The following is a 24,510-nucleotide window of genomic DNA, read 5'->3' as shown; positions in this document are numbered from 1 at the left end:
CGCCTTGATCGCGCAGTAGTCCATACCGATTTCCATGCCCGCCGTGTGCGCGGGCCTTTCCGTCAGCACACACACGATCCGGCGGCGTACGCGCCGCCGGCACACCATAGTCCTGGAGACGACGATGACTGCTCTCGACGCGGCCGCAAGCCGCTCGCCCGCCGCGGCCGCCCAATCGGGCGAACTCGACCGCACCTACAAGAAAGTGTTCTGGCGCATCGTGCCGTTCCTGATGCTCTGCTACGTGGTCGCATATCTCGACCGCGTGAACGTCGGCTTCGCCAAGCTGCAGATGTCGCAGGATCTCGCGTTCAGCGAAACCGTGTTCGGACTCGGCGCCGGCATCTTCTTCCTTGGCTACTTTCTGTTCGAACTGCCAAGCAACCTGCTGATGCACCGCCTCGGCGCGCGCATCTGGATCGCGCGGATCATGATCACGTGGGGCCTGCTGTCCGCGCTGTTCGCGTTCGTGCAGACGCCGACGCAGTTCTACGTGCTGCGCTTTCTGCTCGGGCTCGCGGAAGCCGGCTTCTATCCGGGCGTGATCCTGTACCTCACGTACTGGTTCCCGTCGCATCGCCGCGCGAAGATCATCGCGGTGTTCATGTCCGCGATTCCGGTGTCGGGCATCTTCGGCAACCCGCTGTCGGGCTGGATCATGGAGCGCTTCCACGGCGGCTCGGGCTTTCACGGCTGGCAATGGATGTTCATGATCGAAGCCGTGCCGGCCGTGCTCATCGGCATCGCGACGATCCTGTATCTCGACAACAGCATCCGCGGCGCGAAGTGGCTCGACGAGCGCGAGAAGCAGCTGCTCGAGGACGAAATCGCCGCGCAGCCGCAGGAACAGCAACAGCACGGCCATTCGCTGAAGGCCGTGTTCTCGGACCCGCGCATGTGGTGGATGTCGCTGATCTACTTCGCGTTCGTCACCGGCCAGTACGGGCTCACGTTCTGGATGCCGACGCTCGTGAAATCGACCGGCATCACCGATACGCTGCAGATCGGCCTGCTGTCGGCGATTCCGTTCGTCGTCGCGATCATCGTGATGAACCTGTTCGGCCACAGCGCGGACAAGCGCCGCGAACGCCGCTGGCACCTGATCGTGCCGGCGCTGATGGGCGCGATCGGGTTTGCGGTCGCCGCGTCGTACTCGCACAATACGGCGGTGTCGATCGTGTTCCTGTCGCTGGCGGCAGGCGGCGTGCTGACCTGCGCGCCGCTGTTCTGGTCGCTGCCGACCGCGTTCCTCGCGGGCTCCGCGGCCGCGGCCGGGATCGCGATCATCAACTCGGTCGGCAACCTCGCCGGTTTCGCGAGCCCGTACGTGATCGGCTACCTGAAGGACGCCACGCACAGCACCGCGTCCGGCATGTACGTGCTCGCCGCGATGCTCGTGATCGGCGCGATCGCCGTGTGGCTCACGCCCGCCAAACTCGTGAACCGCTGATCCGCCGCTGGCCGATTCATCATTCGACGCGGGGCGCCCGGCGCCCCGCCCCATTCATACACTGGACCCGCTGCCATGCCACGCTTCGCCGCCAACCTCTCGATGATGTACACCGAGCACGCGTTTCTCGAACGCTTCGCCGCTGCCGCCCATGACGGCTTCAAGGCCGTCGAGTACCTGTTCCCGTACGACTTCGCCGCCGAGGACATCCGCGCGCGCCTCGACGCGCACGGCCTCGAACAGGCGCTGTTCAACGCGCCGCCGGGCGACTGGGCCGCGGGCGAGCGCGGCATCGCATCGCTGCCGGGCCGCGAGGACGAGTTCCGCCGCGGCATCGACCAGGCGCTCGACTATGCGCGTGTGATCGGCAACAAGAAGCTGCACGTGATGGCCGGCATGGTGCCGCCGGGCGCCGATCGTGTGCGCCATCGCGATACGTATCTGGCGAACCTGCGTCATGCGGCGCAGGCGGCCGCCGCGCACGGCATCACGATCCTGATCGAGCCGATCAACCAGCGCGACATGCCCGGCTACTTCCTGAGCCGCCAGGACGACGCGCAGGCGATCCGCGCGGAAGTCGGCGCGCCGAACCTGAAGGTGCAGTTCGACTGCTACCACTGCCAGATCGTCGAAGGCGATCTCGCAATGAAGCTCAAGCGCGATTTCGCGGGCATCGGCCATATCCAGATCGCGGGTGTGCCGGAGCGCCACGAGCCGGACATCGGCGAACTCAACTACCCGTACCTGTTCTCGGTGATCGACGCGCTCGGCTACGACGGCTGGATCGGCTGCGAATACCGGCCGAAAGCCGGCACGTCGGAAGGCCTCGGCTGGATCAAGACATATCTGTAATTCCCGTATTCCACATAGGGTAAAGAACATGAAAGTACTGATCACCGGCGGCGCCGGCTTTCTCGGCCAGCGTCTCGCGCGCAAGCTGCTCGAGCGCGGCGAACTGACCGGCCCCGACGGCCATATCGAGAAGATCGACGAGCTGGTGCTGCTCGACGTCGTCAAGGGCTGCGATTTCGGCGATGCGCGCGTGACGTCGATCGTCGGCGACATCGCCGATCGCGCGGTGCTCGACAGCGCGATCGACACGCGCACGGGCGCGATCTTCCACCTCGCGGCGATCGTCAGCGGGCAGGCTGAAGCCGATTTCGACCTCGGCATGCGGATCAACCTCGACGCGTCGCGTACGCTGCTGGAAGTGTGCCGCGCGCGCGGCCACCAGCCGCGCGTCGTGTTCACGAGTTCCGTCGCGGTATATGGCGGCGCGCTGCCCGACGTCGTGCAGGACGACACCGCGCTCAACCCGCAATCGTCGTACGGCGCCGAGAAGGCGATCGCCGAGCTGCTGCTGTGCGACTACGCGCGGCGCGGCTTCGTCGACGGCCGTGTGCTGCGGCTGCCGACCATCAGCGTGCGGCCTGGCCGCCCGAACGCGGCCGCGTCGTCGTTCGCGAGCGGCATCATCCGCGAGCCGCTGAACGGCGAGGAAAGCGTGTGCCCGGTGCCCGGCTCGACGCGGCTGTGGCTGCTGTCGCCGCGCGGCGCGATCGACGCGCTCGTCGCCGGGTGCGAGATCGACAGCGCGCGGCTCGGCAACAAGCGCGTGATCAACCTGCCGGGGCTATCGGTGTCGGTCGACGAGATGATCGCGGCGCTGCGCGAAGTCGCGGGCGACGAGGTCGTGAAGCTGATCCGTCATGCGCCCGACGAACGCGTCGAGAAGATCGTCGGCAGTTGGCCCGGCCGCTGGGATACGTCGCGCGCGGAAGCGCTCGGGCTGAAGGGCGATACTTCGTTCGCGGACGTGATCCGCAGTCATATCGCCGACGAACGGCGTTGACGGCCGCGCCGCCCGGCCGGCAAGCGGCCCCATGGGTGCGCCTGCTGCCCGCCCCGCACGCCGGCAGCGTCGAGCCGCATCAGCGGCGCCCGGCGGATTCCCCGACGGGCATCGATGCGCGCGCTGCACCCGCCGGCGAACGCGTCGTGCCGACCGCATGCTGCCACGCGAGCAGGCCCGGCAGATAGAACAGCAGGTCACGCACGCGGCGCGCGCCGGCCAGAGCAAGGCAGGTCGGCGGGTCGAACCCGAGCAGCCCGCCGATCAGCACGAACCCGCCCTCCTGCACGCCCAGGCCGCCCGGCATCAGGAACGCGATGCTGCTCACGAGCTGGATCAGCGCCTCGATCGCGAGCGCCTGCGCGAAGGTCGGATCCGCGCCGAGAAAGTGCAGCGCCAGCCAGATTTCCAGCGCGTAGCCCGCGAACTGCAGCGTCTGCCAGATCCCCAGATAGCGCACGACGACGCCCGTCCTTCTCCAGATCATCCGGATCGACTGATCGGTGCGCGCCGATTCGCCGACCAGCGCGACCACCTTGCCGCTCGTGACGCGGTTGAGCACACGCATCGCACGTTCGAACGGCCGCGCGTGCTGCACCAGCGCGAACAGCAGCAGCACCGGCACCAGCGCGGCCATGCCGATCGCGAGGTGCGCGGCCACCCGCGCGGCGTCGGACGACACGCGTTCGAGCACGTAGCCGATCGCGACCAGCGCGAAGATCAACTGGCTGATCAGCGTCAGCTGCATGTCGGCGACGAGGCTGGCCACGGCGGTCGCGGGCCGCACGCCCGCCTGCCGCAGCAAGCCGAACGACACGATCTCGCCGCCGATGCGCGCCACCGGCAGCAACCCGTTGATCGATTCGCGGATCCACACGAGCTTCAGCATCGTCGCGAACGACGGCCGGCGCGGGCCGCGGATCAGCATCCGCCAGTCCCACGCATTCGCGAGCATCGGCAGGATGTGCGCAAGCGCGGCGACCAGCAGCCCCGCGCCGGCGCTCCGCAGGCGATGCAGGATGTCCTGCGGATGCTCGCGCCAGACCAGCCACACAGCGAGCGCCAGCCCGACGAGCGCGATCGCGCGCCCTGCATGCCGCAGCCGTGCGTCGCCGCGCCCGGCGCCCCGGTCCGCACGCGCGACGTCGGCGTTCGGCTCCGTCGTCATGATTCCCCCGCCGCCGACAGCAGACCGTCCCGGTCGACGCGAAAGCGCGTGCCGCGCCACACGACATGCGACGAGAAGAAGCTCGAAACGAAGATCGCGAATTGCAGCAGATCGACGAATGGCAGCCAAAGCGCACCGCGCAGGCCCGCACCGGTCGCCCGGCTCGTGCTGAGCAACAACCACGCGCGCGACGCCAGCGCCGCGACCGCCAGCGCGCACGCGAGAGCCGTGCCGCCGGAGAACAGCGCCGCCAGCAGCGCAAGCGGCACCGGGTGCATCAGTACCGATCCGAGGTGACCGAGCCGATCCGCCGCGCGGATCGTGCAGCTCCAGCGCAATTCGTGTGTATACAACCGGGCAAACGTCTCCTCGACGCACGCATGCCCGACGACGAACGGCGGAATGACGACCTGCGCGCCCGCCTGCCGCACCGCTTCGCCGAGCGCGTGGTCTTCCGCCAGGTGGTGCGCGAAACGCGCAAGCCCGCCGATGCGTTCGAGCGTCGCGCGCGTGATTGCAATCGTCTGGCCAAAGCATGGCCGCGCGCGCCCGATGAAGAGCCCGGTGATCACGCCCGGCAGGAAATGATAGTTCGTCATCGCAGCGGCAACCGCGGGCCAGAAGCCCGGCGATGCGACGCCGCGATACACGCTCGTCACGATGCCGACATCCGGCTGCTGGAGCGCGCCCACGACGGCGCGCAGATAATCGGGCTCCACCAGCACGTCGCTGTCGGCGAGACAAAGCACCGAATACTCCGCGTGCTCGAGCATGTTCACGAGATTGGCGATCTTGCGATTCGGTCCGTACAGCCGCGCATCGGCGACCACCTTGATGTTCGCGTGCGGGTACCGCGCGCGCAACGTCTCGACGGCCGCGAGTGCCGCGTCATCCGCATCGTGCACGCCGAACAGGTGCTGGACCGGCCCCGGATAATTCTGCGTGAAGAAGCTTTCGAGATGCTGTACGAGATCCCATTCGTCGCCGTGCAGCGGCTTCGCGACGGTGACGCCCGGAAACGCGCGCGGCTCCGTCGCCGCCCGCGCAAAGAACCGGCCGACCAGCACGCTCGCCGTGAGCGTGTACACCATGCCCAGCAACGCCCCCAGTCCGCAGACGATCGACATTGCCTCGACCGGCGCGCGCAGCACATGCAGCAGAACCATGCTTCTCCCCAGTGGTGCCCGTACGGCCGCAACAGCCGGAAACGGCCGCGCGCGCGGGCTCACCCGTGCACGCCGCCGTATCGGTTCCCGTTGAGCCGGATATGAAGGACGACCAGCCAACGGTACGCGCAATCAGATGACACAACTATCGTGCGTCGATCGATTCCGGTCATGCGCACGCAACCGCATGCCGCCGCGGCCTTGAACGCCTCGCCGGCGAGCTTACGGATCGACAGGATCGCGGTGACGAGCGCGACGACGATCCACGCGCGAAACGTCGTCGTCGTGAAAAATGCTTCGGGTACGCGCCATGCAAGCAGCGAAACCAATACGACACACTGGATGAACATGCCGGCCAGTGCGGCGACCAGCAGGTGGGCGCGCCATTGCTCGATCGTCGACGGTGCCATCAGGAATGAACCTCCCGTACGGGCGACATGCATCGACCGTATGCCGATCGAAAGGGTCGCGGAGTGACGAGCAGGTGCATCCGGCTCGTGCCGGACGTGCCTGCCCCGGTTCGGGATCAGGGGAAGCGGAAAACTACCCGAGAAATGTTGTGGCCGATGGTAGCGGGATTGCCGGCGTCGAACCTTAAGCGTTCTTCAGAATCGACCGACATTTGAGGCAGCGCAATTACAATCCGTTTCACGGTGCGCACAGTCACGCTCGTACAATCGCAGACGCCTGTGCAAACGAATCAACCATGCGACTCCTCCTTGTTGAAGACGACGACCTGATCGGCAGCGGCCTCGAGATCAGCCTGGGCCAGGCCGGCTATCACGTCGACTGGTTGCGCGACGGTCACGCGGCCGCCGCCGCGCTCGCGACGACGCGCTTCGCGCTCGTCGTGCTCGATCTCGGCCTCCCCGGCAAATCGGGCACGGAACTGCTGCGCGCGCTGCGCGACGCGGGCGATACGGTCCCCGTGCTGGTGCTGACCGCACGCGGCACCGTCGCCGACCGGGTCCGCGGCCTCGACGACGGCGCCGACGACTATCTCGCGAAACCGTTCGAACTGTCCGAAGTGCTCGCCCGTTGCCGCGCGCTCGTGCGGCGCTCGCAAGGTCGCACCGGCGACGAAATCGTATGGCGAGACATCACGATCGACCTGACCGCGCATACGGTGACGCGCGATGCGTCGCGCATCGCGCTCACCTCGCGCGAATGGGCAATCCTCGTTCAGCTCGTCAGCCACCTGGGCATGCCGCAGTCGCGCGCGCGTCTCGAGGACAGCCTGTACGGATGGCAGGAAGGCATCGAAAGCAACGCGATCGAGGTTCATGTTTCGAACCTGCGCAAGAAGCTCGGCGCGGAACTGATCCGCACCGTCCGTGGCATCGGCTACGTCGTCGACCTCCCATGATCGCGCGATCGATACGACGCCGCGCGTCGCTGATGGCGATCGGCTGCGTGACCGTCGTCTGGCTCGTCGCCGTGTTCGGCGGCATCCGCTACGCGACGCGCGAGATCGGCGAATGGGAGGATGCCCGCCTCGCCGAAACCGCGTCGCTGTTGGTCGATCTCGCACCGGCCGATCTCGACCGCCTTGCCCGCGTGCCGCCCGATGCCCGCGTCGAACTCGGGTTCGGCGCGTCGGGATACGGGTCGAACAACGACGGCGACCGCTTGCCGCGCGACGTGCTGTTCGACGTGCGCGACGCGCAAGGCAACGTCGTCGCATCGAGCCTTCCCGCCGCCGCGGCAGGGGTGCCCGATGCGCGTGACCCGCGCGGCGCGCCGCTGACGATCGTGATCGGCGGCACGCAGTGGCGCACGTACGCGCTGCGTGACAACACGTCGGGGCGCCGCGTGCGCGTGATGGAGACCCTCAATACGCGCAGCGATCTGGCGACCGGTATCGCACACGGCATCGTCCTGCCGCTGATCGTCGCGCTGCCGGTGCTCGCGCTGCTGCTCTGGGTCACGATCGGACGCAGTCTCGCGCCGTTGAAGACACTCTCCACGCTGATCGGCACGCGCGATGCGCGATCGCTCGAACCGCTCGGCATCGCGACCGTCCCGGACGAAGTGCGCACGCTGGTCGACGCGATCGACCGCCTGCTGGCGAGGCTGCGGCAATCGATCGTGCGCGAGCGCGCGTTCACGTCGGACGCCGCGCACGAACTCAAGACGCCGCTCGCCGCGATCAAGGTGCAGGCCCAGGTCGCGATCGCGACCGACGATCCGACGGCCAAGCAACTGGCGATGCAGCGCGTCGTACAAGGCGTCGACCGCAGCGCGCGGCTTGCCGAACAGTTGCTGCTGCTCGCGCGGCTCGACGAGTACGAACGCATTCCGACGCGCGCGGTCGTCGTGCGTGAACTCGTCGATGCGGCCATCGACCGCCATCTGGCGAAGGCCGCCGACAAGGACATCGCCATCGTCGCCGGCGAACTCTCGACACGCGCGATCCATGCAGATCCGATCCTGATCGGCATCCTGCTCGACAATCTCGTCGACAACGCCGTCAAGTACGGCCGCCGCCGCGGGCGCGTCGAGCTCGGCGTGCACGACGACGGCGCGCTGCAACGCATCGTCGTACGCGACGACGGGCCTGGCGTCGCACCTGGCGAGCACGAACGGCTCGGCGATCGCTTCTATCGCGGCAGCGGCGCGCAGTCGCCCGGCAGCGGGCTCGGGTTGTCGATCGTCACCCGCATTGCGCAGTATTTCGGCGGCACCGTGCGGTTCGCGTCCGGTATCGGCGGCGAGGGGCTCGGCGTGGCCGTCACGCTGCCGTCGGCGGATTCTGGTGGCTCGACGCCATGCGCTTAACGTTTCGTTAAGGATTCGACCGTAGAATCCGCCCCCAAACCCGTCCCCTTTCACCCGCCTCCCGTCAGGAGCCTCCATGTCCACACCCGCCCGTTATGACGCCGTTGCGCGTTTTCTTCACTGGTTGATCGTGGCGCTGGTCGTCGCGCAATACGCGATCGGCTGGACGATGCCCGACGTGCATCGCGACACGCAACCGGTCGGCCTGATCGCCGCGCACCTGATCGTCGGCACGGCGTTGCTCGCGGCGATGGCGTGCCGCGTGCTGTGGCGTGCGACGCACCGGCCGCCCGCCAGCGACCTGTCGCCCGCGATGCGCGCGCTGTCGAGCGTCACGCATGGCGCGCTCTACGCGCTGCTGATCGTCGTGCCGCTGCTCGGCTGGATCAACGCATCGTCGCGCGCGTGGGCCGTGACGCTGGTCGGCGTCATTCCGTTGCCGGCGCTGTCGGCGGCCGGCTCCGGATTCGGTCACGCGATGGGCGACGTGCACGGCATCCTCGCGTGGGTCCTGTTCGCCGGCATCTGCCTGCACGTGGCGGCCGCGCTGCTGCACCGCTTCGTGCTGCGCGATCAGGTCGTGCAGCGCATGATGCCTTGGTGAACACCGCGCAGGCTCATCGCGACCGGTCGACGAACTGATCGCGACGCCGCGCGAATCGGCGTGCAATGAGCGGTATCGCGGCCGGCGCCCTTCGGCCACCTCGCGTGGCGCGAAGGACATGCGGTTTGCCATCTCGCGAACACGACGGCCAGACTTCACACACGATCATGTCGGCACCTAGTTGCTGGTTGGCGCCGGCATGCCGGAAGCCGGCGCATGCGCGACCGACGCCGCCATCCGCGCCCGGTCCTGCTCGGCGAGCTTCGCTTCCGCGGCCTGGATATCGGCCGGATACTCGCCGTCGTCGCCCTTTGCCGGGTCGTACCCGGCCGCTTCGAGACGCATCAGTTCGTCGCGAACCTGCGCACGCGTCAGCGGCGCGGCCGATTGCGCGAATGCCGACTGACCGACGATCGCCCCGATCATCGTCAGTAGTGCGATATATGTTTTCATCATGAACTCCTTCAATGTGACGTATCGATCAACCACGGGATAGGCGTGACCTGCGGATGCAGGCGGTGAATCAGCTTCCGAAATAGATCGTGCAGAAGCTCGCGGGGCCGACGCATGCGGCGGCGCCTGGACGCGGCGACATTGCCGCCGGCTTGCCCGCGTCGGACGACACGGCCGGATCGCTGCCGACCGCCATGCTGGCCTGTCGTTGCGGCATCCGCTCGGCCTGCTGCTGGAACAGCGGGCTCACGTCCGGATACGACGTATCGGTCACGAAGCGCAGCCCGTTGTTTTGTGCATCGATCAGTTCCTGCCGGACCTGTTCGCGCGTGAGCGCCTGTGCCGACGCTTGCGTCGCGACACCTGCGAGAGAAATCGCCGCCACCGTGGCGGCTACCAGCCAGTGCGTGTTCATGCTCCACTCCTTCATCAGTCAATGAGACGACGTGCTACACCCGTATGACGACGGAGGGGCCGGGTTTATTCCCGCCTTTCCATGCGCGCCTGCCGAACGTTCATCGAACTGTCATTCATTCGTCAGCCGGCGTAACCTGACGTAACGCAATGCCCGCCGTGCTTCGGGCAGACTGACCACCACTTCATCCGGGCCGCCCATCGATCGACATGTCCGCCGCTTACGACCATGCAGCCGCCCTGCTGCGCACGCTGTACGACCGCCATATCGACAGCGGTGCGGTGCTCGACGCGTCGACATTCCCGGATGCCGAGCGTTTCGTGCGCGCGTGGCCCGCGATCCGCGCGGAGGCGCTCGACGTCGCACGCGACATGCCGCGCATCCCGCGCTTTCACGAAATCATGCGCGAGCAGTACGACATCTCGGCCAACGATGCACGCGACTGGCGCATGTTCATCATGCAGGCGTACGGCCAGCCGTTTCCGCGCAACCTGTCGCGCTGCCCGACCGTCGCCTCGCTCGTCGCGACGTCGCCGGACGTGCTGTCCGCGTCGCTGTCGTTCCTCGCGCCCGGCAAGCACATCCCGCCGCATCGCGGGCCGTTTCGCGGCATCCTGCGCGGTTATCTCGTACTGTCGATGCCGAAGCGCGCGGACGGCACACCGGCCGCCGTGCTGAAAGTCGACGGACACGAATACCGGCTCGACGAAGGCCGCTTCCTGCTGTGGGACGACACGTTCACGCACGAGGTGTGGAACGACAGCGATGCCGTGCGGATCGTGCTGCTGCTCGATATCCGCCGGCGCGGGATGCCGCGCGGGCTCATGTGGCTGTCGAATGCGGTGATCGGGGCCGTGCGGCTCGGCATCCGGATCAGAGGGCGGTCGATTCCGGTTTAGCCGCCATCGGCCATGCAAGTACCATCGGATGCGGCCGCTCCGTTCCGCCTTTCGACACCCGCCGGATCGCCTAAACTACAAGCCGTCCCTTTGTGCGGCTCCTGCCAGCTACCGCCATGGCGCACCTCTTCTTCGCCGCGTCGATCCAGCGGCACGTCGAAACGCCCGAGCGCGACGTCGACGCGCATACGGTCGGCGAGGCATTCGACACCATTTTCAACGAGCAGCCGCGGCTGCGCGGCTACATCGTCGACGACCAGGGCGCGCTGCGAAAGCACCTGTCGGTGTTCATCGACGGCCAGCCGATCCGCGACCGGCAGCGCCTGTCCGATGCGCTTGGCGACACGAGCCGCGTGTATGTCGTGCAGGCGCTGACCGGCGGATAAAGGGACCGATGCACGAGCACAGCCCCATACCAAGCGCCGTCGCACCAAGGCGGACCATCAGGAGACATTGCGCATGAACGATCGACTGCTCGTCGCCACCCGCAAGGGCCTGTTCGTCCTGCAATCCGACGGTCATGGCGGCTGGACGCCCGGCGAACCGCATTTCATCGGCGAGCCCGTCAGCATGGCGCTCGCCGACCCGCGCGACGGCACGCTGTATGCGGCGCTCAATCTCGGCCATTTCGGCGTGAAGCTGCATCGCCTGCGCGCCGGCGCCACCGACTGGGAGGAATGTGCAGTCCCGGTTTATCCGCCGCAGCCCGCCGACGCGTCGCCCGCCCGCGCCGACACGCATGCAGGCGGCGGCGACCCCGGCGACGCACCTGCCGGATCGCCGCAACCGCCGTGGACGCTTCAGCAAATCTGGTCGCTCGAAGCCGGCGGCGCGGACGAACCTGGCGTGCTGTGGGCCGGCACGATTCCCGGCGGCCTGTTCCGCTCCGCCGACCACGGCGATTCGTGGGTCCTCAACCGCGCGCTGTGGGATCGCCCCGAACGCGCCGAATGGGGCGGCGGCGGGTACGACGCGCCGGGCATCCATTCGGTGATGGTCGATCCGCGCGACAGCCGGCACGTCATCGTCGGCATCTCGTGCGGCGGCGTCTGGCAGACCGCGGACGGCGGCGTGACATGGCGCGTGACCGCGGAAGGCATGGAGGCCGACTACATGCCGCCCGAGCGGCGCGGCGAGCCCAACATGCAGGACCCGCACCGCGTCGTGCAGTGCGCGGCCAACCCCGACGTGCTGTGGACGCAGCATCATTGCGCGATCTTCCGCTCGACGGACAGCGGCGAACACTGGCGGCGGATCGAAGCCGAGCCGTCGAGCTTCGGTTTCGCGGTGGCCGTGCATCCGCACGAACCGGATACCGCATGGTTCGTGCCGGCCGTGAAGGACGCGTGCCGGATTCCGGTGAACGGCCGGTTCGTCGTCACGCGCACGCGCGATGGCGGCCGCAGTTTCGAAAGCCTGTCGAACGGGTTGCCGGCCGCACCCGCGTACGACCTCGTATACCGGCATGGGCTCGCGGTGGACGATTCAGGCACGCGCCTCGCGATGGCGTCGACGACCGGCGGGCTATGGACGTCCGCCGATGGCGGCGAGCACTGGCAACAGGTATCGGCGCATTTGCCGCCGGTGTATTGCGTGCGCTTCGGATAATCACGTGCGGACACCGAACGAAACGCAACCATCCAGGCGTGCGGAACGGAATTCGCGCGCCGACGTAACCGAGCGACGCTTCACGCAGCCGGCACTATCCGCTCGACCGCCGCACGGGTCCGTGCAATTTCCGCTTCGAGCCAGTCGAGAAACCGCCTGACCTGCGGCTCGCGCTCCCGCCCCGGCCGGCACAGCGCGACGAAGCGCGCGCCGTCGAGCCGCACCGCGGGCTCGATCGGCATCAACGCACCGCGCTCGACATGCTCGGCGGCCAGCACCGAGCTGAGCAGCGCGATACCCTGTCCGTGCAGCACGGCCTGCAACGCGTAATGCTCGTCGTCGTAATGGCGAAACACCGCGCGTTCGAGCCACGCTTGCCGGCCCGCCGCACGACACCACGACGCCCAGTCGATCGACACCGGCAGCGGCGTATCCCACACGGTCTCGATCAGGTCGAGCGGTTCGTCGGTGCGATGCGCGTCGAACCCGGCGGCCGCATACGCACCGAAATACTCGTCGATCAACGCGATCTCGTGCAGCGCGGAAAACTTTCGCGACGTCGCCCGAATCGCGAGATCGATTCGGGCATCGCGTTCGAGATCGACGAGCGCGTTGCCCGTTTCGACCTTGATGTGCAAGTGCGGATCGACACGACGAAACGCGCCGAGACGCGGAATCAGCCACATCGCCGCAAACGCCGGCGTCGTGGTCAGCACGAGCGAGCGCTCGCCGGCCGCGTCCGGACGCACCGCATCGAGCCCGCGGCTCAACACCAGCAACGCATCGTGACTCGCGCGAAACAGCTGCTCGCCTTCTTCCGTCAGCCGCACGCCGCCCGCGCCGCGCTCGAACAGCAGCACGCCGACGCGGCTTTCGAGCGACTTGATCTGGTGCGACACGGCGGCCGGCGTCACGGAGAGTTCATCGGCCGCGGCCTTGAAGGTGCCGAGCCGCGCCGACGATTCGAATACACGCAATGCAGTCAGGGGAATTTTCGAGAACACGGGGCCTCGCGGACCGGATGCGGCCGGGTTGAATTCGATTCAATCGGGGTGAGATTAGGTGAATTGAAGCGGGTGCGCAACGCGGCTAGCCTTGCGGGACGTCGCGGCATGCCGCCGCGACGGTTGCCCTCGAACCGGAGGAACCCGTGCAAGGCCTACCGCGCAGGATCACGCAGGCGGTGCTCTACGAAGCGATCGCCATTTCCTGCATCTCGCCCGTGATCGCGGCGATCTTCAAGCAGGATCTCGTCTATTCAGGCGCGCTGTCGGCGACGATGTCGGCGATCGCGATGCTGTGGAACCTGATCTTCAACGCGCTGTTCGAGCGCTGGGAAGCGTCGCGCCGACAGCCGAAGCGTACGCTCGGGCGGCGGCTCCTGCACGCAATCGGATTCGAGGGCGGACTGATCTTCATCCTCGTGCCGGTCGTGTCGGGGTGGCTCGACATCTCGTGGTTCGATGCGTTCGTCGTCGATATCGGGCTGTTCGCGTTCTTCTTCTGCTACGCGTTCGTGTTCCAGTGGGCGTTCGACCGCGTGTTCGACGTGCCTGCGGCGACGAAGCAGTCGTAAGCCGGGCGCCTACGCCCCAGCGGCGATTTTCGGCAACTGCCAGCCGAAGCGGACCGCCGCCATCCGCAGCGCAAAGCATGCGATGCCGCCGAGCACGGCCGCGACGACGGGCGGGCAACCGAGTCGCCGGCACAGCACGACGACGACCGCGCCGAGCAGCGCCGCGCTCGCATAGATGTCGGTGACCAGCACGACCGGTATCCGCGCGAGCAGCACATCGCGCACCACGCCGCCCCCACAGCCGGTCACGGCGCCCATCAGCGTTGCAATGAACGGATGGACGCGGAATTCGAGCGCCTTCACCGCGCCCGCTACCGCGAACAGCGCGAGGCCGGCCGCATCGAGCGTCGTCAGCAGCGACGGCGAGAACGACGCGACCCGCACATGAAACACGAATGCGAACAGCCCGGCGGCGAACGCGAGCGCCGGATAACGCCAGTCGCTCACGGCGCTCGGCGGCCGCGCGCCGATCAGCAGGTCGCGAATCACGCCCCCGCCGAGCGCGACGACGAGCGACAGCACCATCACCCCGAACAGGTCGAGGCCGGCGCCGATCGCCGCATTGGCGCCCTCGATCGCGAACACCGCCGTGCCCGCGAGATCGGCGGCGAGCACGACTTGCTCGATGCGCTTCATGCGAGTGAATGGCCGATGTGAAGCATCGTCCGGTTGTTGCGTGCGCCGATCGAAGCCGACGGGTTGTTCGGCCGCGTGCCGGCTGCGTGTCGCCGTCCGAATGCATCAAGCGGGTTGCGGGTCATCGTCGTCTCCTCGATCGGGGATCGAGCAGTCTAGCGCATCGTCCGGCGACCGTCGGGTGAAGCGCGAAGCACGCAGCAAAAAGCCGGCGCAAGCAGGTCACCCCGCTTACGCCGGCTCAACATTCACGTCGGGCTTCGGGCCGCAGCCGCCAAGCCCGACAGGTCACGCTCAATGCACGCCGAGATACGCCTTCACCGCCGGCAGGCCCGGCTTGCCGTCGAGCGTCGTCACGCCGGCCAGCCACTTGTCGAGCGCTTGCGGGTTCGCCTTCAGCCAGTCGGCGGCGGCCTTGTTCGGGTCCTGCTTGTTCATGATCGGCACCATCACGTGGTTCTCGATCGACGTCGTGAACTGCAGGTTCGACACGAACTTCGCGACGTTCGGGCAGCGTTGCGCGTAGTCGGGCGGGGTTGCCGTCAGCACCTTCGCTTCGCCGTAGTTCGGGCCGAACACGTCGTCGCCGCCAGTCAGGTAGTCGATCTTCATCTGCACGTTCATCGGATGCGGTTCCCAGCCGAGGAACACGATCCACTGCTTGTCGCGGGCCGCGCGATTTACCTCGACCAGCATCCCGGCCTCGCTCGACTCGACCAGCTTGAACTTGCCGAGGCCGAACTGGTTGCCGTCGATCATCTTCTTGATCAGCGCATTGCCGTCGTTGCCCGGCTCGATCCCGTAGATCTTGCCGTTCAGCTTGTCCGCGTACTTCTGGATGTCCGCGAACGACTTCAGGCCGCCCTGGTAAACGTAGTCGGGCACCGCGAGCGTGTATTTCGCGCCGGTCAGGTTGGGCGTCGCGAGCACCTTGATCGTGCCGGCCTTCGTGAACGGCTGGATGATCGGGTCCATCGTCGGCGACCAGTAGCCGAGGAACACGTCGATCTGCTTGCTCTTGATCCCCGCGAACGTGATCGGCACCGAGGCGATCGTCTTCGTCGGGTTGTAGCCGAGCCCCTGCAGCATCGTCGATGCGAGGCCCGTGGTCGCCGCGATGTCGGACCAGCCGACATCGGCGAAGCGCACGTTCTTGCATACGGGCGGATCGGCCGCATAAACGGCCGACATCGGCGCGGTCACCCCGATCCCGCACACCGCTGCGATCAATAGGCGCTTCATCTTGCTTCTCCTCAAAGTGATGTCGTTTGCTTGAATGCGGGATCGTTTATTGAAGCCGCGCGCCGCGATCCCGGCGACGTCGCGTACCGACGGATTGCCGAGGCTCAGCGCCCCGGCAGCCGGCGCTCGTAGCTCGGCGCATGGCCGAACTGCGCGCGGTATGCCTTGCTGAAATGACACGGCGAATGAAAGCCGCAGACCGTCGTCACGCGTGCGATCGATGCGTCGGTCGTGCGCAGCAGGTCGCGTGCGCGTTTCAGGCGCAGCGTCAGGTAATAATGGGTCGGCGATACGTTCAGGTACACCTTGAACATGCGCTGCAGATGGCGCTGCGACAACCGCACGAGCCGCGCGAGTTCCTCGAGCGACAGCGGCTCCTCGATGTTCGCCTCCATCAGCCGCACGACCTCGATCAGCTCCGCGCGCGAGAAGCCGACCCGCGCATCGACCGGAATCGGCTGCGTATCGGTCGAGCTGCGAATGCGCTCCAGGATGAACTGCTCGGATACCTGCGCGGCCAGTTGCTGGCCAAACCGCATGCCGACGAGGTTCAGCATCAGGTCGAGCGGCGCGGTGCCGCCCGTGCAGGTCAGCCGGTCGCGATCGACGACGAACAGCTCGTCGGCGAAGCCCACTCGCGGAAATTCGGAATGCAGCGCGGACAGGTTCTCCCAGTGCACGGTGCAGCGATAGCCGTCGAGCAGCCCGCTCGACATCAGCGCATAGGCACCCGTGCAGATGCCGCCGAGCGGCAGACCGCGTTCGGCGAGCGCCGCGAGCGTATCGCGCGCGCCCTCGTCGACCACGTCGCGGATGCGGATGCCGCCGCACACGATCATCACGTCGGGCAGGTTGTCGTAGTCGAGCGCCTGCGTGGGCCGCACCGCGATGCCGTTGCTGGCATGCGCGGGCGCGCCGTCGAGCGAGTAGATCGACCACTTGTAGTGATCCGCCCGCCCGACGTAATTCGCCATCCGAAGCACTTCGACCGCGCTCGAGAACGCGATCATCGAGAAGTTCGGCAGCGTCAGGAAGCCGAAATGGGCGAGGGACGAAACCGGTGAAACGCAGGCGGCGGGCGCGACAGCGACGGCGGACGTCACATCGGTCTCCTGGCGAGGAGGTTGCGGGAGGCCAGCCCCGCGGCGGAAACCGCGGGAGCCGTTATCTATTCATTCAGGGTGATCGACCAGGGCGTTCCCGGCCGCCGAAGATCAGGCCCGTGCGGGCGCAGTCTTCACGCGAAAGAGCTGCTTGAGGCCGGAGAACAGCGGCGCCTTCACGGTGCCCGGCGCGCGGCCGAAGCTCTCCGTGATGCGATCCAGAATGATCGCGAGCAGCACGACCGACAGACCGCTTTCGAAACCGAGGCCGATGTCGAGGCGCTGGATACTCGCGAGCACGTCGTTGCCGAGGCCGCCCGCGCCGACCATCGACGCGATGATCACCATCGACAGCGCCATCATGATCGTCTGGTTCACGCCCTGCATGATCGACGGCAGCGCGTTCGGGAACTGCACCTTGTACAGCAGCTGCCACGGCGTGCAGCCGAACGCCTGGCCGGCTTCGACGATCTCGCGGTTCACGTGACGGATGCCGAGGCTCGTGAGACGCACCGCGGGCGGCATCGCGAAGATCACCGTCGACAGGATCCCCGGCACGCGGCCGAGACCGAACAGCATCGCGGCCGGAATCAGGTAGACGAACGCGGGCATCGTCTGCATCAGGTCGAGGATCGGGCGCACGATCGCGGCGACCCACTTGCTCTTCGCGGCCCAGATGCCGAGCGGAATGCCGAGCACGAGGCTGATGATGGTCGACGACAGCGTGAGACCGAGCGTGATGACCGTCTGATCCCAGAAGCCCGTCGCGAAGATCAGCAGCAGCGACAGCGTGGTGAACAGCGCGAAGCGCCAGCCCACCCGCCACAGCCCGACGCCGATGAAGATCGCCATCATCAGCCACATCGGGATCGCCTGCAGGCCATGCTCGACGAATGCCGCGAGCCCCTCGATCGCTTGACCGATCGCGTCGAACGTCTTCGCGTCGTGGTCGAGCAGGTAGTGAACGGACTGGTCGACCCAGGTACCGAGCGGAATCATTTCAGACATGGGAGCCTCGCGAACGCGTGATGGCCTTCAGGATGAGCGCGCGATCGACCGAGCCGCAGTAGCAGCCGTCGTCGTCGACGACGGGCAGTGCATTCGGGCTCGCGACCACGCGCGCGACGACATGCTCGAGCGACGCATCGCGCCGGATGCTTTCGATCGGCCGCACGGACGGCGTGTCCTGGCCGAGCGCCTCGCGCGTGACGAAGCCGCGAATCTTGCGTGCGGCATCGAGCACGAACGCGTATTCGGCGCTGCCGTTCAGCGACGCCGCGACGTTCTCGGCATCGCACTTCGACACGAGCGGCACGGCGCCCGTCTGCATCAGGTCGCCGGCGGTGAGGTAGCGGCTGGTGTCGATGCCGTCGAAGAACGCGCGCACGTAATCGTCGGCCGGGTTCGCGATGATGTCCTGCGGCGTGCCGACCTGCACGAGGCGGCCACCTTCCATGATCGCGATGCGGTTGCCGATGCGCAGTGCTTCCTCGAGATCGTGCGACACGAACATGATCGTGCGGCGCTGCTCCTTCTGCAGTTGCAGCAGCACGTCCTGCATTTCGCGGCGCTTGAGCGGATCGAGTGCGGAAAACGCCTCGTCCATGATCATCAGCGACGGGTTCACGGCCAGCGCGCGAGCAAGGCCGACGCGCTGCTGCATGCCGCCCGACAGCTCGGACGGCAGCTTGTGCGAGAACGGCGCGAGGCCGACCTGCTCGAGCACTTCCATCGCACGGCGCTCGCGCTCCTTCTTGCCCATGCCGCCGACTTCGAGCCCGAACGCGGCATTCGACACGACGGTGCGATGCGGCATCAGCGCGAACGACTGGAACACCATGCTCATGTCCTTGCGGCGCAGCGCGGTCAGCGCGGAGCGGCGCGCCGACGCGACGTCGAGCCCGTCGATCAGCACCTTGCCGGCGCTCGGATCGACCAGCCGGTTCACGAGGCGGATCAGCGTGGACTTGCCGGAGCCGGACAGGCCCATCAGCACGAAAATTTCGCCTTCCTGCACATCGAAGGAGACGTTGTGCACGCCGACGACCTGGCCGGTGCGCTTGAGCACATCGTCCTTCGTCGCGCCGGCGGCGAGCATGTCGAGCGCCTGCTGCGGATTACTTCCAAACACCTTGCACAGACCTTCGACCACAACCTTGGGGGCATCCATCGAAACCTTCTCCTCGTGTAGCGGGGACTCGCGCTTGTCATAGCGTGCCTACATAGTTGCCAGAAAAAACCCCGACCTGCCGACGAATTACGACAAACGCTTGCGCAAATACGACACGGCCGGCAGCCCCGCCGGGCGGGCCGCGCAGCCGATTGCGGCGGCGCAAAACGCGCACGGCCAGCAACGACGGGCGTCACCCGGCGGCCTTGTGCGCAGCAACGCGCCAAACGGCACATGAGGTTTTGCGCCAGCCCGCCTCCGGCGCGCGTCGCTTTACGACAAGTTCACGTCCGTTCCGGCGCCGATCTATTCAGACGAAAGCGCGCGCCGCATTCGCCAGTAAAAAGCATGACCGTGCAAAAAACCGGATCGTGACACCGGACGGCGCGCGCCGCGATACCGCGTCAAACCCGGAAATCGGCGCACGCACGCTGTGATACATTCGCCGCAAACACGCCGAGCGCGACGTCGCCGCGAGCCTTTCGCACGCAGGCCCTGCCGCACGACGCGCACATGCCGGTTCGCCTGCCGGCCGTGCTGAAACCACCTCGATCCGGTGCGATCCGCGATCGAAGGACGATAACGACAGTGAGAGGGAGCAAGGCGTTGAACTGGGCATTCGCCGTAATCGGTTTCATCGTGGGCGGCATCGCCGCGTTGATCGGGGATTTCTCGGCCGGGAGCGGCTCGCTGCTCGGGGCCGCCGTCGGATTCTGCATCGGGCACGCGCTGCGCCAACGCAAGCAGCAAAACCCGCGAGCCGCGGCCGACGCGTTCGCGCTCTCCGCGACGCCGCCGCCGACCCCATTACCGCTCGCCGATCGCGTCGCACGCCTCGAGGCAACCGTCGACACGCTCACGCGCGAACTCGACACGCTGCGCGCCCAACTAGCGGGCGCGAAGGCTGGCGCGGCGACCTCCGGCGACCTCGCGCAAACGGCTTCGGCCGGCGCCTCCGCAGCGCCGCTGCCAGCCCACGTTCCGGCCACGCCCACGCCACAACCTGTCGCCGCACGGGCCGACACACCAGCATCCAGTTCGACGCCGGCACCTGCCGCGGCCCCCGCACCGGCAAACACAGCCCGCACCGCCGCTGCGTCCGCTCAGGCCAATACCACCGCCAGCCCACCCGCCACCCCGACCCGCCCTGTCCCGCCCGCACCACCCACGCCGCGCGAACCCGGCCTCGCCGAACGCGCGTTCGGCGCCGCGCGCGACTGGCTGCTCGGCGGCAATACGGTCGTGCGTGTCGGGATCATCGTGCTGTTCTTCGGCGTCGCATTCCTGCTCAAGTACGCGGCCGACAACGACATGCTGCCGATCGAATTCCGCCTCGCGGGCACGGCGCTCGCCGCGGCCGCGCTGCTCGCGATCGGCTGGCGCGTGCGGGCGCGCCGCGCCGCCTACGGCCTCGTGCTGCAAGGCGGCGGCGTCGGCATCCTGTACCTGACGATCTTCGCCGCGACCAAGCTGTATGCGCTGCTGCCCGTCGGCGCCGCGTTCCCGCTGATGGTCGCGGTCTGCGCGCTGAGCGCGTTCCTCGCGGTGCGGCAGAACGCGCTGCCGCTCGCGTTCATGGGCAGCGCGGGCGGCTTCCTCGCGCCGATCCTGCTGTCCACCGGCCAGGGCAACCACGTCGCGTTGTTCAGCTACTACGCACTGCTGAACGCGGGGATCTTCGCGATCGCGTGGTTCAAGGCGTGGCGCCCGCTGAACCTGCTCGGCTTCGTGTTCACGTTCACGATCGGCTCCGCGTGGGGCGTGACGGCCTATCGCCCCGCGCTGTTCGCGAGCACCGAGCCGTTCCTCATCCTGTTCTTCCTGATGTATGTCGGCATCGCGCTGCTGTATGCGGTGAAACGCGAACTCGCGCTGCGGCACTATGTCGACGGCACGCTCGTGTTCGGCACGCCGATCGTCGCGACCGCGCTGCAGGCGTCGCTCGTGAAAGGCATGCCGTTCGGGCTCGCGTGGAGCGCGGTCGCGCTGTCGGCGTTCTACGTCGCGATCGCCGCATGGCTCGCGCGGCGCCGCGATCGCCTCGGGCTGCTGTTCGAATCGATGCTCGCGCTCGCGGTCATCTTCGCGACCCTCGCGGTGCCGCTGGCGTTCTCGGGGCCGACGACCAGCGCCGCGTGGGCCATCGAAGGCGCGGCCGTCGTGTGGCTCGGGGTGCGCCAGAAGCGCCTGCTCGCGTTCGGCTTCGGGCTGCTGATGCAGGTCGCCGCGGCCGGCGCGTTCTTCACGAGCCTGCTCGGGCCGACCGACCCGGCTGCGCTGCCGGTGCTCAACGGCCCGACTATCGCGATGCTGCTGATCGCGCTCGCCGGCCTGTTCACCGGCTGGTGGCTGCACGGGCGCGGCGAAGCGCGCGCATGGCACGCGTGGATGCCCGAGATCGGCGTCGCGGCCGCCGCGTGGGGGCTGCTGTGGTGGGTCAGCGGCGGGCTGCACGAGATCCTCGTCCATGCGAGCCGTCACGTCGACCTGCATGCCGACCGCTTCGTCGTCGATACGACCGCGCTGTTCGCGGCCGGCACCGCGTGGCTCGCGCACGTCGCGCGCCGCCGGCTCGCGTGGCCGCTCGCCGAATGGCCCGCGCTCGCGCTCACGCCGGTGCTGGCGCTGCTCGCGCTGCGCGCGTTCGATGCGCACGAAGCGCCGCTGTCGGGCATGGGCGCGTTCGCATGGCCGGTGGCCGTCGGCGCCGGGTTTGCACTGCTGTGGCGCCAGTCGCGCGGCACGACCGGCGCCGCTGCCGCGAACGGCACAGCGCATTCCGTTGCAGCAGGCATCCTCGCGCCGCTGCATACGCTGGCGTTCTGGACCCTGTGCGGGCTGCTGTCGCTCGAAGGTTTCTGGCGCCTGCGCGCGTTCGTCCCGGAAGGCGCCTGGAGCTGGAGCGCATGGGCGTACGGCTTCGGCGCGCTGCTCCTGCTCGTATCGGGCCCCGGCTCGCGCCTGCGCTGGCCGGTCGCCGCGTTCCCGCGCGCGTATCAGGTGTGGGGAGCCGCGCCGCTCGCCGCGCTGCTGTGGCTGTGGAGCCTCGCCAGCACGGTGAGCGACGGCGACGCCTCTCCGCTCTTCTGGCTGCCGCTGCTCAATCCGCTCGACGTCGCGCAGGGTCTCGCGTTCGTCGCGTTCGCCGCGTGGCTGCGTCGCCTGAAGACGCTCGGCATCGCGTGGCATCCGCGCGTCGTCGACTATCTGGCGATCGCGACCGTGTTCCTGTGGTTCAACGCGCTGCTGCTGCGCACGCTGCATCAGCGCTTCCATCTGGGCTACGACATCGACACCGTGCTGTCGTCGTTCGGTATCCAGCAGGTGTTCATGGTCGGCTGGAGCCTGTTCGCGTTCGCCGGGATGTGGCTCACGCGCCGCGACGGCATCGCCCGCCTCTGCGCGTTCGCGTCGCTGCCGCTGATCGTCGTGATGTGGGTGTGGACTTTCTACGCGAACTTCACGCAGGACGGCGGAAGCTGGGCGCGCGTGCCGCTGTTCAACCCGCTCGATCTCGTGCTCGCGGTCGTCTATGCGCTTGCCGCGTCGTGGTTCGTGCGCGCGCGCAGGCTCGGCTGGTCGTTCGGCAACTATCGCGTCGAGCTGCTGGGTGCGGCTGGCGCGACCGGGTTCCTGTGGCTGAACGCGATCCTGCTGCGCACGCTGCATCACTGGGCCGGCGTGCCGTACGAATTCGGCGCGATGGCCGAATCGACGCTCGTGCAGGCGTCGGTATCCGTGTACTGGACGGTCTGCGCGCTCGCGATCACGATCTGGGCCACGCGCCGCGGGCTGCGACCGCTATGGTTCGTCGGCGCCGCGCTGCTCGCGCTCACGGTCGTCAAGCTATTCCTGTTCGACCTGTCGCACGTCACCGGCATCGAGCGGATCGTGTCGTTCATCGGCATCGGCGTGCTGCTGCTGTTGATCGGCTATTTCTCGCCGCTGCCACCGAAGGCCGCCGCGCAACAGGACGGCCAGCCATGAAACGACTCGCCGCCCTGCTCGGGCTGAGCCTGCTCGCGTCGCTCGCGGTGGCCGATGGCGCGCCGAACGCCGGCCGCGTCACGCAGCGCTTCGCGCTCGACCTCGACGGCAGCGCCGCGTATTACCAGCTCACCGTGCCGCAGCCCGTGTATGCGGCGAGCCGGCGCGACGATCTCGGCGACGTGCGTATCTTCAACGGCGCGGGCGAGCCGGTGCCGTACTCGCTCGACGCGCCCGCCGCGGCCACGGCCGCCGTGCCGCCATCCCGCACGCCGGTGCACTGGTTTCCGCTACCGCCCGCGCGCGCCGAGCACGGCAACGCGCCGCTCGGCGTGACGGTCGGCCCGGACGGCGCGCTGCGCGCGGCCGTCGCGACGCCTTCGCGGCCTGGGCGCGGCGCGGACCTCGTCGACCTGTCGCATACCGACGGCAGCATCGATGCGCTGCTCGTGCACGTGAACGACGACAGCTACGAGGGGCGCGTGTCCGTCGAAGCCAGCGACGACCTGCGCAGTTGGCGGCCGCTCGGCAGCACGCAGTTGCTGAAGGTCGGCCGCGGCAACGACATGCTGGTGCAGGAACGCATCGCGCTCGACGGCGCGGCGCCGCGCTACCTGCGACTCGACTGGCTCGACGGCGCGCCCGCGATTGCGTCGATCGACGTCGAGACGCATCCGCGCGACGCGCGCGGCACCGATACGGCGTCCGTGCCGCGCCAGTGGCGCGACGCCGTGCGGATACGCGCCGGCGCCGCGCCGGGCGAGTATCTGTTCGACACCGACGGCGCGTATCCGGTCGACCGCGTGCGCATCGCCGTGCCGCAGCCGAATACCGTCGCGCGCGCGACGCTGCAAAGCCGCGCCGATGCGCAGGCGCCGTGGCGCGACGTCGCGGGCGCCGTGCTGTTCCGGCTGCAGGGCAAGGGCGGCGAGCAGCGCAATCCGCCGCTCGAGTTCATCGCGAACACGGATCGCGCGTGGCGCATCGTCGTCGACATGCGCAACGGCGGGCTCGGCAGCGGCCAGCCGGCCGTCGCGATCGGCTGGCATCCGGCCGCGCTGACCTTCGTCGCGCGCGGCACGCCGCCGTTTACGCTCGGTGTGGGCGACGCGTCGCTCATGTCGTCCGCCGTGAGCCGCGACGCACTGCTGGTCGGCATGGCGCCCGAAGTGCGGCCCGCCCGCGTCGGCGCGGCGCTGCCGGCATCGGCGGTCGCGCCGGCGGCAGCCGCCGATGCGGATGCCGCGCGCCGCTACGTGCTGTGGGGCGCGCTGGTGGTGGCGGTCGGTGTGCTCGGCACGATTGCATGGCGTCTCGCGAAAGGCGGCGGCGAGACGCGCAGCCGCGACGAGTGACGTCGGCGTGCGGTTGCATGCCGCTTGACGCGGCGTTCACGTTCATCG

Annotated in this window: 22 protein-coding genes and 1 pseudogene; 12 read left to right on the top strand and 11 right to left on the bottom strand. The window is 68.1% G+C overall.

The genetic code is table 11. The features are described from left to right. Positions 1-124 precede the first annotated feature (124 nt). From HWX07_RS01210 to denD, 3 genes are all read left to right on the top strand, one after another. On the top strand, positions 125-1,450 hold the full coding sequence (locus HWX07_RS01210) for an MFS transporter (protein WP_175808404.1): 1,326 nt from the start codon (positions 125-127) through the stop codon (positions 1,448-1,450). A gap of 75 nt (positions 1,451-1,525) precedes the next feature. Further along, entirely contained in the window at positions 1,526-2,302 is a 777-nt protein-coding gene (gene otnI / locus HWX07_RS01205) for a 2-oxo-tetronate isomerase (protein WP_175874864.1), read from the top strand. A gap of 28 nt (positions 2,303-2,330) precedes the next feature. After that, complete coding sequence (denD, locus tag HWX07_RS01200) at positions 2,331-3,302, top strand: D-erythronate dehydrogenase (RefSeq protein ID WP_175874862.1); 972 nt, start codon at positions 2,331-2,333, stop codon at positions 3,300-3,302. A gap of 79 nt (positions 3,303-3,381) precedes the next feature. On the opposite strand, the gene HWX07_RS01195 is transcribed toward denD, so the two are convergent. The 3 genes from HWX07_RS01195 to HWX07_RS01185 form a co-directional block, all read right to left on the bottom strand. After that, positions 3,382-4,470 (bottom strand): lysylphosphatidylglycerol synthase domain-containing protein, encoded by a 1,089-nt coding sequence (locus HWX07_RS01195; protein ID WP_175874860.1) that lies wholly within the window; start codon positions 4,468-4,470, stop codon positions 3,382-3,384. Next, on the bottom strand, positions 4,467-5,597 hold the full coding sequence (gene hpnI, locus HWX07_RS01190; RefSeq protein ID WP_244129926.1) for a bacteriohopanetetrol glucosamine biosynthesis glycosyltransferase HpnI: 1,131 nt from the start codon (positions 5,595-5,597) through the stop codon (positions 4,467-4,469). The genes HWX07_RS01195 and hpnI overlap by 4 nt, the downstream gene beginning before the upstream one ends. Before the next feature lie 98 nt (positions 5,598-5,695). Next, positions 5,696-6,046 carry a hypothetical protein gene (locus HWX07_RS01185; RefSeq protein ID WP_175808409.1) on the bottom strand — a complete coding sequence of 117 codons (351 nt, stop codon included), beginning with the start codon at positions 6,044-6,046 and terminating at the stop codon, positions 5,696-5,698. Positions 6,047-6,342: 296 nt separating this feature from the next. Here HWX07_RS01185 and HWX07_RS01180 point away from each other — a divergent pair, with 296 nt between their 5' ends. From HWX07_RS01180 to HWX07_RS01170, 3 genes are all read left to right on the top strand, one after another. Then, positions 6,343-7,002, top strand: a complete 660-nt coding sequence (locus HWX07_RS01180) for a response regulator (RefSeq protein WP_175808410.1) — start codon at positions 6,343-6,345, stop codon at positions 7,000-7,002. After that, entirely contained in the window at positions 6,999-8,414 is a 1,416-nt protein-coding gene (locus tag HWX07_RS01175) for an ATP-binding protein (RefSeq protein WP_175874845.1), read from the top strand. The genes HWX07_RS01180 and HWX07_RS01175 overlap by 4 nt, the downstream gene beginning before the upstream one ends. Before the next feature lie 76 nt (positions 8,415-8,490). Further along, a complete protein-coding gene (locus HWX07_RS01170; protein ID WP_175808412.1) occupies positions 8,491-9,018 on the top strand; it encodes a cytochrome b in 528 nt (175 codons plus the stop codon). A 177-nt stretch (positions 9,019-9,195) separates the two neighbouring features. Here HWX07_RS01170 and HWX07_RS01165 read toward each other — a convergent pair whose 3' ends face one another. Further along, positions 9,196-9,471 carry a DUF4148 domain-containing protein gene (locus HWX07_RS01165; protein WP_175874843.1) on the bottom strand — a complete coding sequence of 92 codons (276 nt, stop codon included), beginning with the start codon at positions 9,469-9,471 and terminating at the stop codon, positions 9,196-9,198. Positions 9,472-9,541: 70 nt separating this feature from the next. After that, positions 9,542-9,886, bottom strand: a complete 345-nt coding sequence (locus HWX07_RS01160; RefSeq protein ID WP_175874841.1) for a DUF4148 domain-containing protein — start codon at positions 9,884-9,886, stop codon at positions 9,542-9,544. A 209-nt stretch (positions 9,887-10,095) separates the two neighbouring features. On the opposite strand from HWX07_RS01160, the gene HWX07_RS01155 reads away from it, so the two are divergent. The 3 genes from HWX07_RS01155 to HWX07_RS01145 all read left to right on the top strand — a co-directional run bounded on the left by HWX07_RS01155 (position 10,096) and on the right by HWX07_RS01145 (position 12,393). Then, a complete protein-coding gene (locus HWX07_RS01155; RefSeq protein WP_175874839.1) occupies positions 10,096-10,785 on the top strand; it encodes an aspartyl/asparaginyl beta-hydroxylase domain-containing protein in 690 nt (229 codons plus the stop codon). A gap of 116 nt (positions 10,786-10,901) precedes the next feature. Further along, positions 10,902-11,171 (top strand): MoaD/ThiS family protein, encoded by a 270-nt coding sequence (locus HWX07_RS01150; protein ID WP_175874837.1) that lies wholly within the window; start codon positions 10,902-10,904, stop codon positions 11,169-11,171. 73 nt (positions 11,172-11,244) lie between these two features. Beyond that, a complete protein-coding gene (locus tag HWX07_RS01145; RefSeq protein ID WP_175874836.1) occupies positions 11,245-12,393 on the top strand; it encodes an exo-alpha-sialidase in 1,149 nt (382 codons plus the stop codon). An 80-nt stretch (positions 12,394-12,473) separates the two neighbouring features. Here the strand turns inward: HWX07_RS01145 and HWX07_RS01140 are convergent, their stop codons facing one another. Further along, positions 12,474-13,397: a LysR substrate-binding domain-containing protein gene (locus HWX07_RS01140; RefSeq protein ID WP_175874834.1), complete on the bottom strand. Its 924-nt coding sequence runs from the start codon at positions 13,395-13,397 to the stop codon at positions 12,474-12,476. A 146-nt stretch (positions 13,398-13,543) separates the two neighbouring features. Between HWX07_RS01140 and HWX07_RS01135 the strand changes: the two genes are divergently transcribed. Next, entirely contained in the window at positions 13,544-13,969 is a 426-nt protein-coding gene (locus HWX07_RS01135; RefSeq protein ID WP_175874832.1) for a PACE efflux transporter, read from the top strand. Positions 13,970-13,978: 9 nt separating this feature from the next. Here HWX07_RS01135 and HWX07_RS01130 read toward each other — a convergent pair whose 3' ends face one another. The 5 genes and pseudogenes from HWX07_RS01130 to HWX07_RS01110 form a co-directional block, all read right to left on the bottom strand. Further along, positions 13,979-14,605 (bottom strand): trimeric intracellular cation channel family protein, encoded by a 627-nt coding sequence (locus HWX07_RS01130; protein WP_175874830.1) that lies wholly within the window; start codon positions 14,603-14,605, stop codon positions 13,979-13,981. 294 nt (positions 14,606-14,899) lie between these two features. Then, positions 14,900-15,847 (bottom strand): choline ABC transporter substrate-binding protein, encoded by a 948-nt coding sequence (locus tag HWX07_RS01125; protein WP_006480573.1) that lies wholly within the window; start codon positions 15,845-15,847, stop codon positions 14,900-14,902. Positions 15,848-15,951: 104 nt separating this feature from the next. Then, positions 15,952-16,950, bottom strand: a complete 999-nt coding sequence (locus HWX07_RS01120; protein ID WP_027808672.1) for a GlxA family transcriptional regulator — start codon at positions 16,948-16,950, stop codon at positions 15,952-15,954. Positions 16,951-17,061: 111 nt separating this feature from the next. Continuing rightward, positions 17,062-17,958, bottom strand: a complete 897-nt coding sequence (gene choW, locus HWX07_RS01115; protein WP_175874829.1) for a choline ABC transporter permease subunit — start codon at positions 17,956-17,958, stop codon at positions 17,062-17,064. Further along, positions 17,951-19,242 (bottom strand): annotated as a pseudogene (locus tag HWX07_RS01110) (glycine betaine/L-proline ABC transporter ATP-binding protein); the annotation flags it as partial. The gene choW and the pseudogene HWX07_RS01110, both read right to left, overlap by 8 nt. Positions 19,243-19,726: 484 nt before the next feature. On the opposite strand from HWX07_RS01110, the gene HWX07_RS01105 reads away from it, so the two are divergent. Both HWX07_RS01105 and HWX07_RS01100 read left to right on the top strand, forming a co-directional pair. After that, complete coding sequence (locus tag HWX07_RS01105; protein WP_175874828.1) at positions 19,727-23,107, top strand: DUF2339 domain-containing protein; 3,381 nt, start codon at positions 19,727-19,729, stop codon at positions 23,105-23,107. After that, a complete protein-coding gene (locus HWX07_RS01100; protein WP_175874827.1) occupies positions 23,104-24,462 on the top strand; it encodes a DUF3999 domain-containing protein in 1,359 nt (452 codons plus the stop codon). The genes HWX07_RS01105 and HWX07_RS01100 overlap by 4 nt, the downstream gene beginning before the upstream one ends. The last annotated feature ends 48 nt before the right edge of the window (positions 24,463-24,510 follow it).

The organism is Burkholderia sp. BCC0097, from assembly GCF_902832985.1.
Classification (GTDB): Bacteria; Pseudomonadota; Gammaproteobacteria; order Burkholderiales; family Burkholderiaceae; genus Burkholderia; species Burkholderia orbicola.
This window is presented reverse-complemented; position numbering and strand designations above follow the sequence as displayed.

Excerpts from the sequence above, each read along its gene's own strand:
- HWX07_RS01210 (WP_175808404.1), top strand. The coding sequence starts at position 125 with ATGACTGCTCTCGACGCGGCCGCAAGCCGCTCGCCCGCCGCGGCCGCC.
- otnI (WP_175874864.1), top strand. The coding sequence starts at position 1,526 with ATGCCACGCTTCGCCGCCAACCTCTCGATGATGTACACCGAGCACGCG.
- denD (WP_175874862.1), top strand. The coding sequence starts at position 2,331 with ATGAAAGTACTGATCACCGGCGGCGCCGGCTTTCTCGGCCAGCGTCTC.
- HWX07_RS01195 (WP_175874860.1), bottom strand. The coding sequence starts at position 4,470 with ATGACGACGGAGCCGAACGCCGACGTCGCGCGTGCGGACCGGGGCGCC.
- hpnI (WP_244129926.1), bottom strand. The coding sequence starts at position 5,597 with ATGTCGATCGTCTGCGGACTGGGGGCGTTGCTGGGCATGGTGTACACG.
- HWX07_RS01185 (WP_175808409.1), bottom strand. The coding sequence starts at position 6,046 with ATGGCACCGTCGACGATCGAGCAATGGCGCGCCCACCTGCTGGTCGCC.
- HWX07_RS01180 (WP_175808410.1), top strand. The coding sequence starts at position 6,343 with ATGCGACTCCTCCTTGTTGAAGACGACGACCTGATCGGCAGCGGCCTC.
- HWX07_RS01175 (WP_175874845.1), top strand. The coding sequence starts at position 6,999 with ATGATCGCGCGATCGATACGACGCCGCGCGTCGCTGATGGCGATCGGC.
- HWX07_RS01170 (WP_175808412.1), top strand. The coding sequence starts at position 8,491 with ATGTCCACACCCGCCCGTTATGACGCCGTTGCGCGTTTTCTTCACTGG.
- HWX07_RS01165 (WP_175874843.1), bottom strand. The coding sequence starts at position 9,471 with ATGAAAACATATATCGCACTACTGACGATGATCGGGGCGATCGTCGGT.
- HWX07_RS01160 (WP_175874841.1), bottom strand. The coding sequence starts at position 9,886 with ATGAACACGCACTGGCTGGTAGCCGCCACGGTGGCGGCGATTTCTCTC.
- HWX07_RS01155 (WP_175874839.1), top strand. The coding sequence starts at position 10,096 with ATGTCCGCCGCTTACGACCATGCAGCCGCCCTGCTGCGCACGCTGTAC.
- HWX07_RS01150 (WP_175874837.1), top strand. The coding sequence starts at position 10,902 with ATGGCGCACCTCTTCTTCGCCGCGTCGATCCAGCGGCACGTCGAAACG.
- HWX07_RS01145 (WP_175874836.1), top strand. The coding sequence starts at position 11,245 with ATGAACGATCGACTGCTCGTCGCCACCCGCAAGGGCCTGTTCGTCCTG.
- HWX07_RS01130 (WP_175874830.1), bottom strand. The coding sequence starts at position 14,605 with ATGAAGCGCATCGAGCAAGTCGTGCTCGCCGCCGATCTCGCGGGCACG.
- HWX07_RS01125 (WP_006480573.1), bottom strand. The coding sequence starts at position 15,847 with ATGAAGCGCCTATTGATCGCAGCGGTGTGCGGGATCGGGGTGACCGCG.
- choW (WP_175874829.1), bottom strand. The coding sequence starts at position 17,958 with ATGTCTGAAATGATTCCGCTCGGTACCTGGGTCGACCAGTCCGTTCAC.
- HWX07_RS01100 (WP_175874827.1), top strand. The coding sequence starts at position 23,104 with ATGAAACGACTCGCCGCCCTGCTCGGGCTGAGCCTGCTCGCGTCGCTC.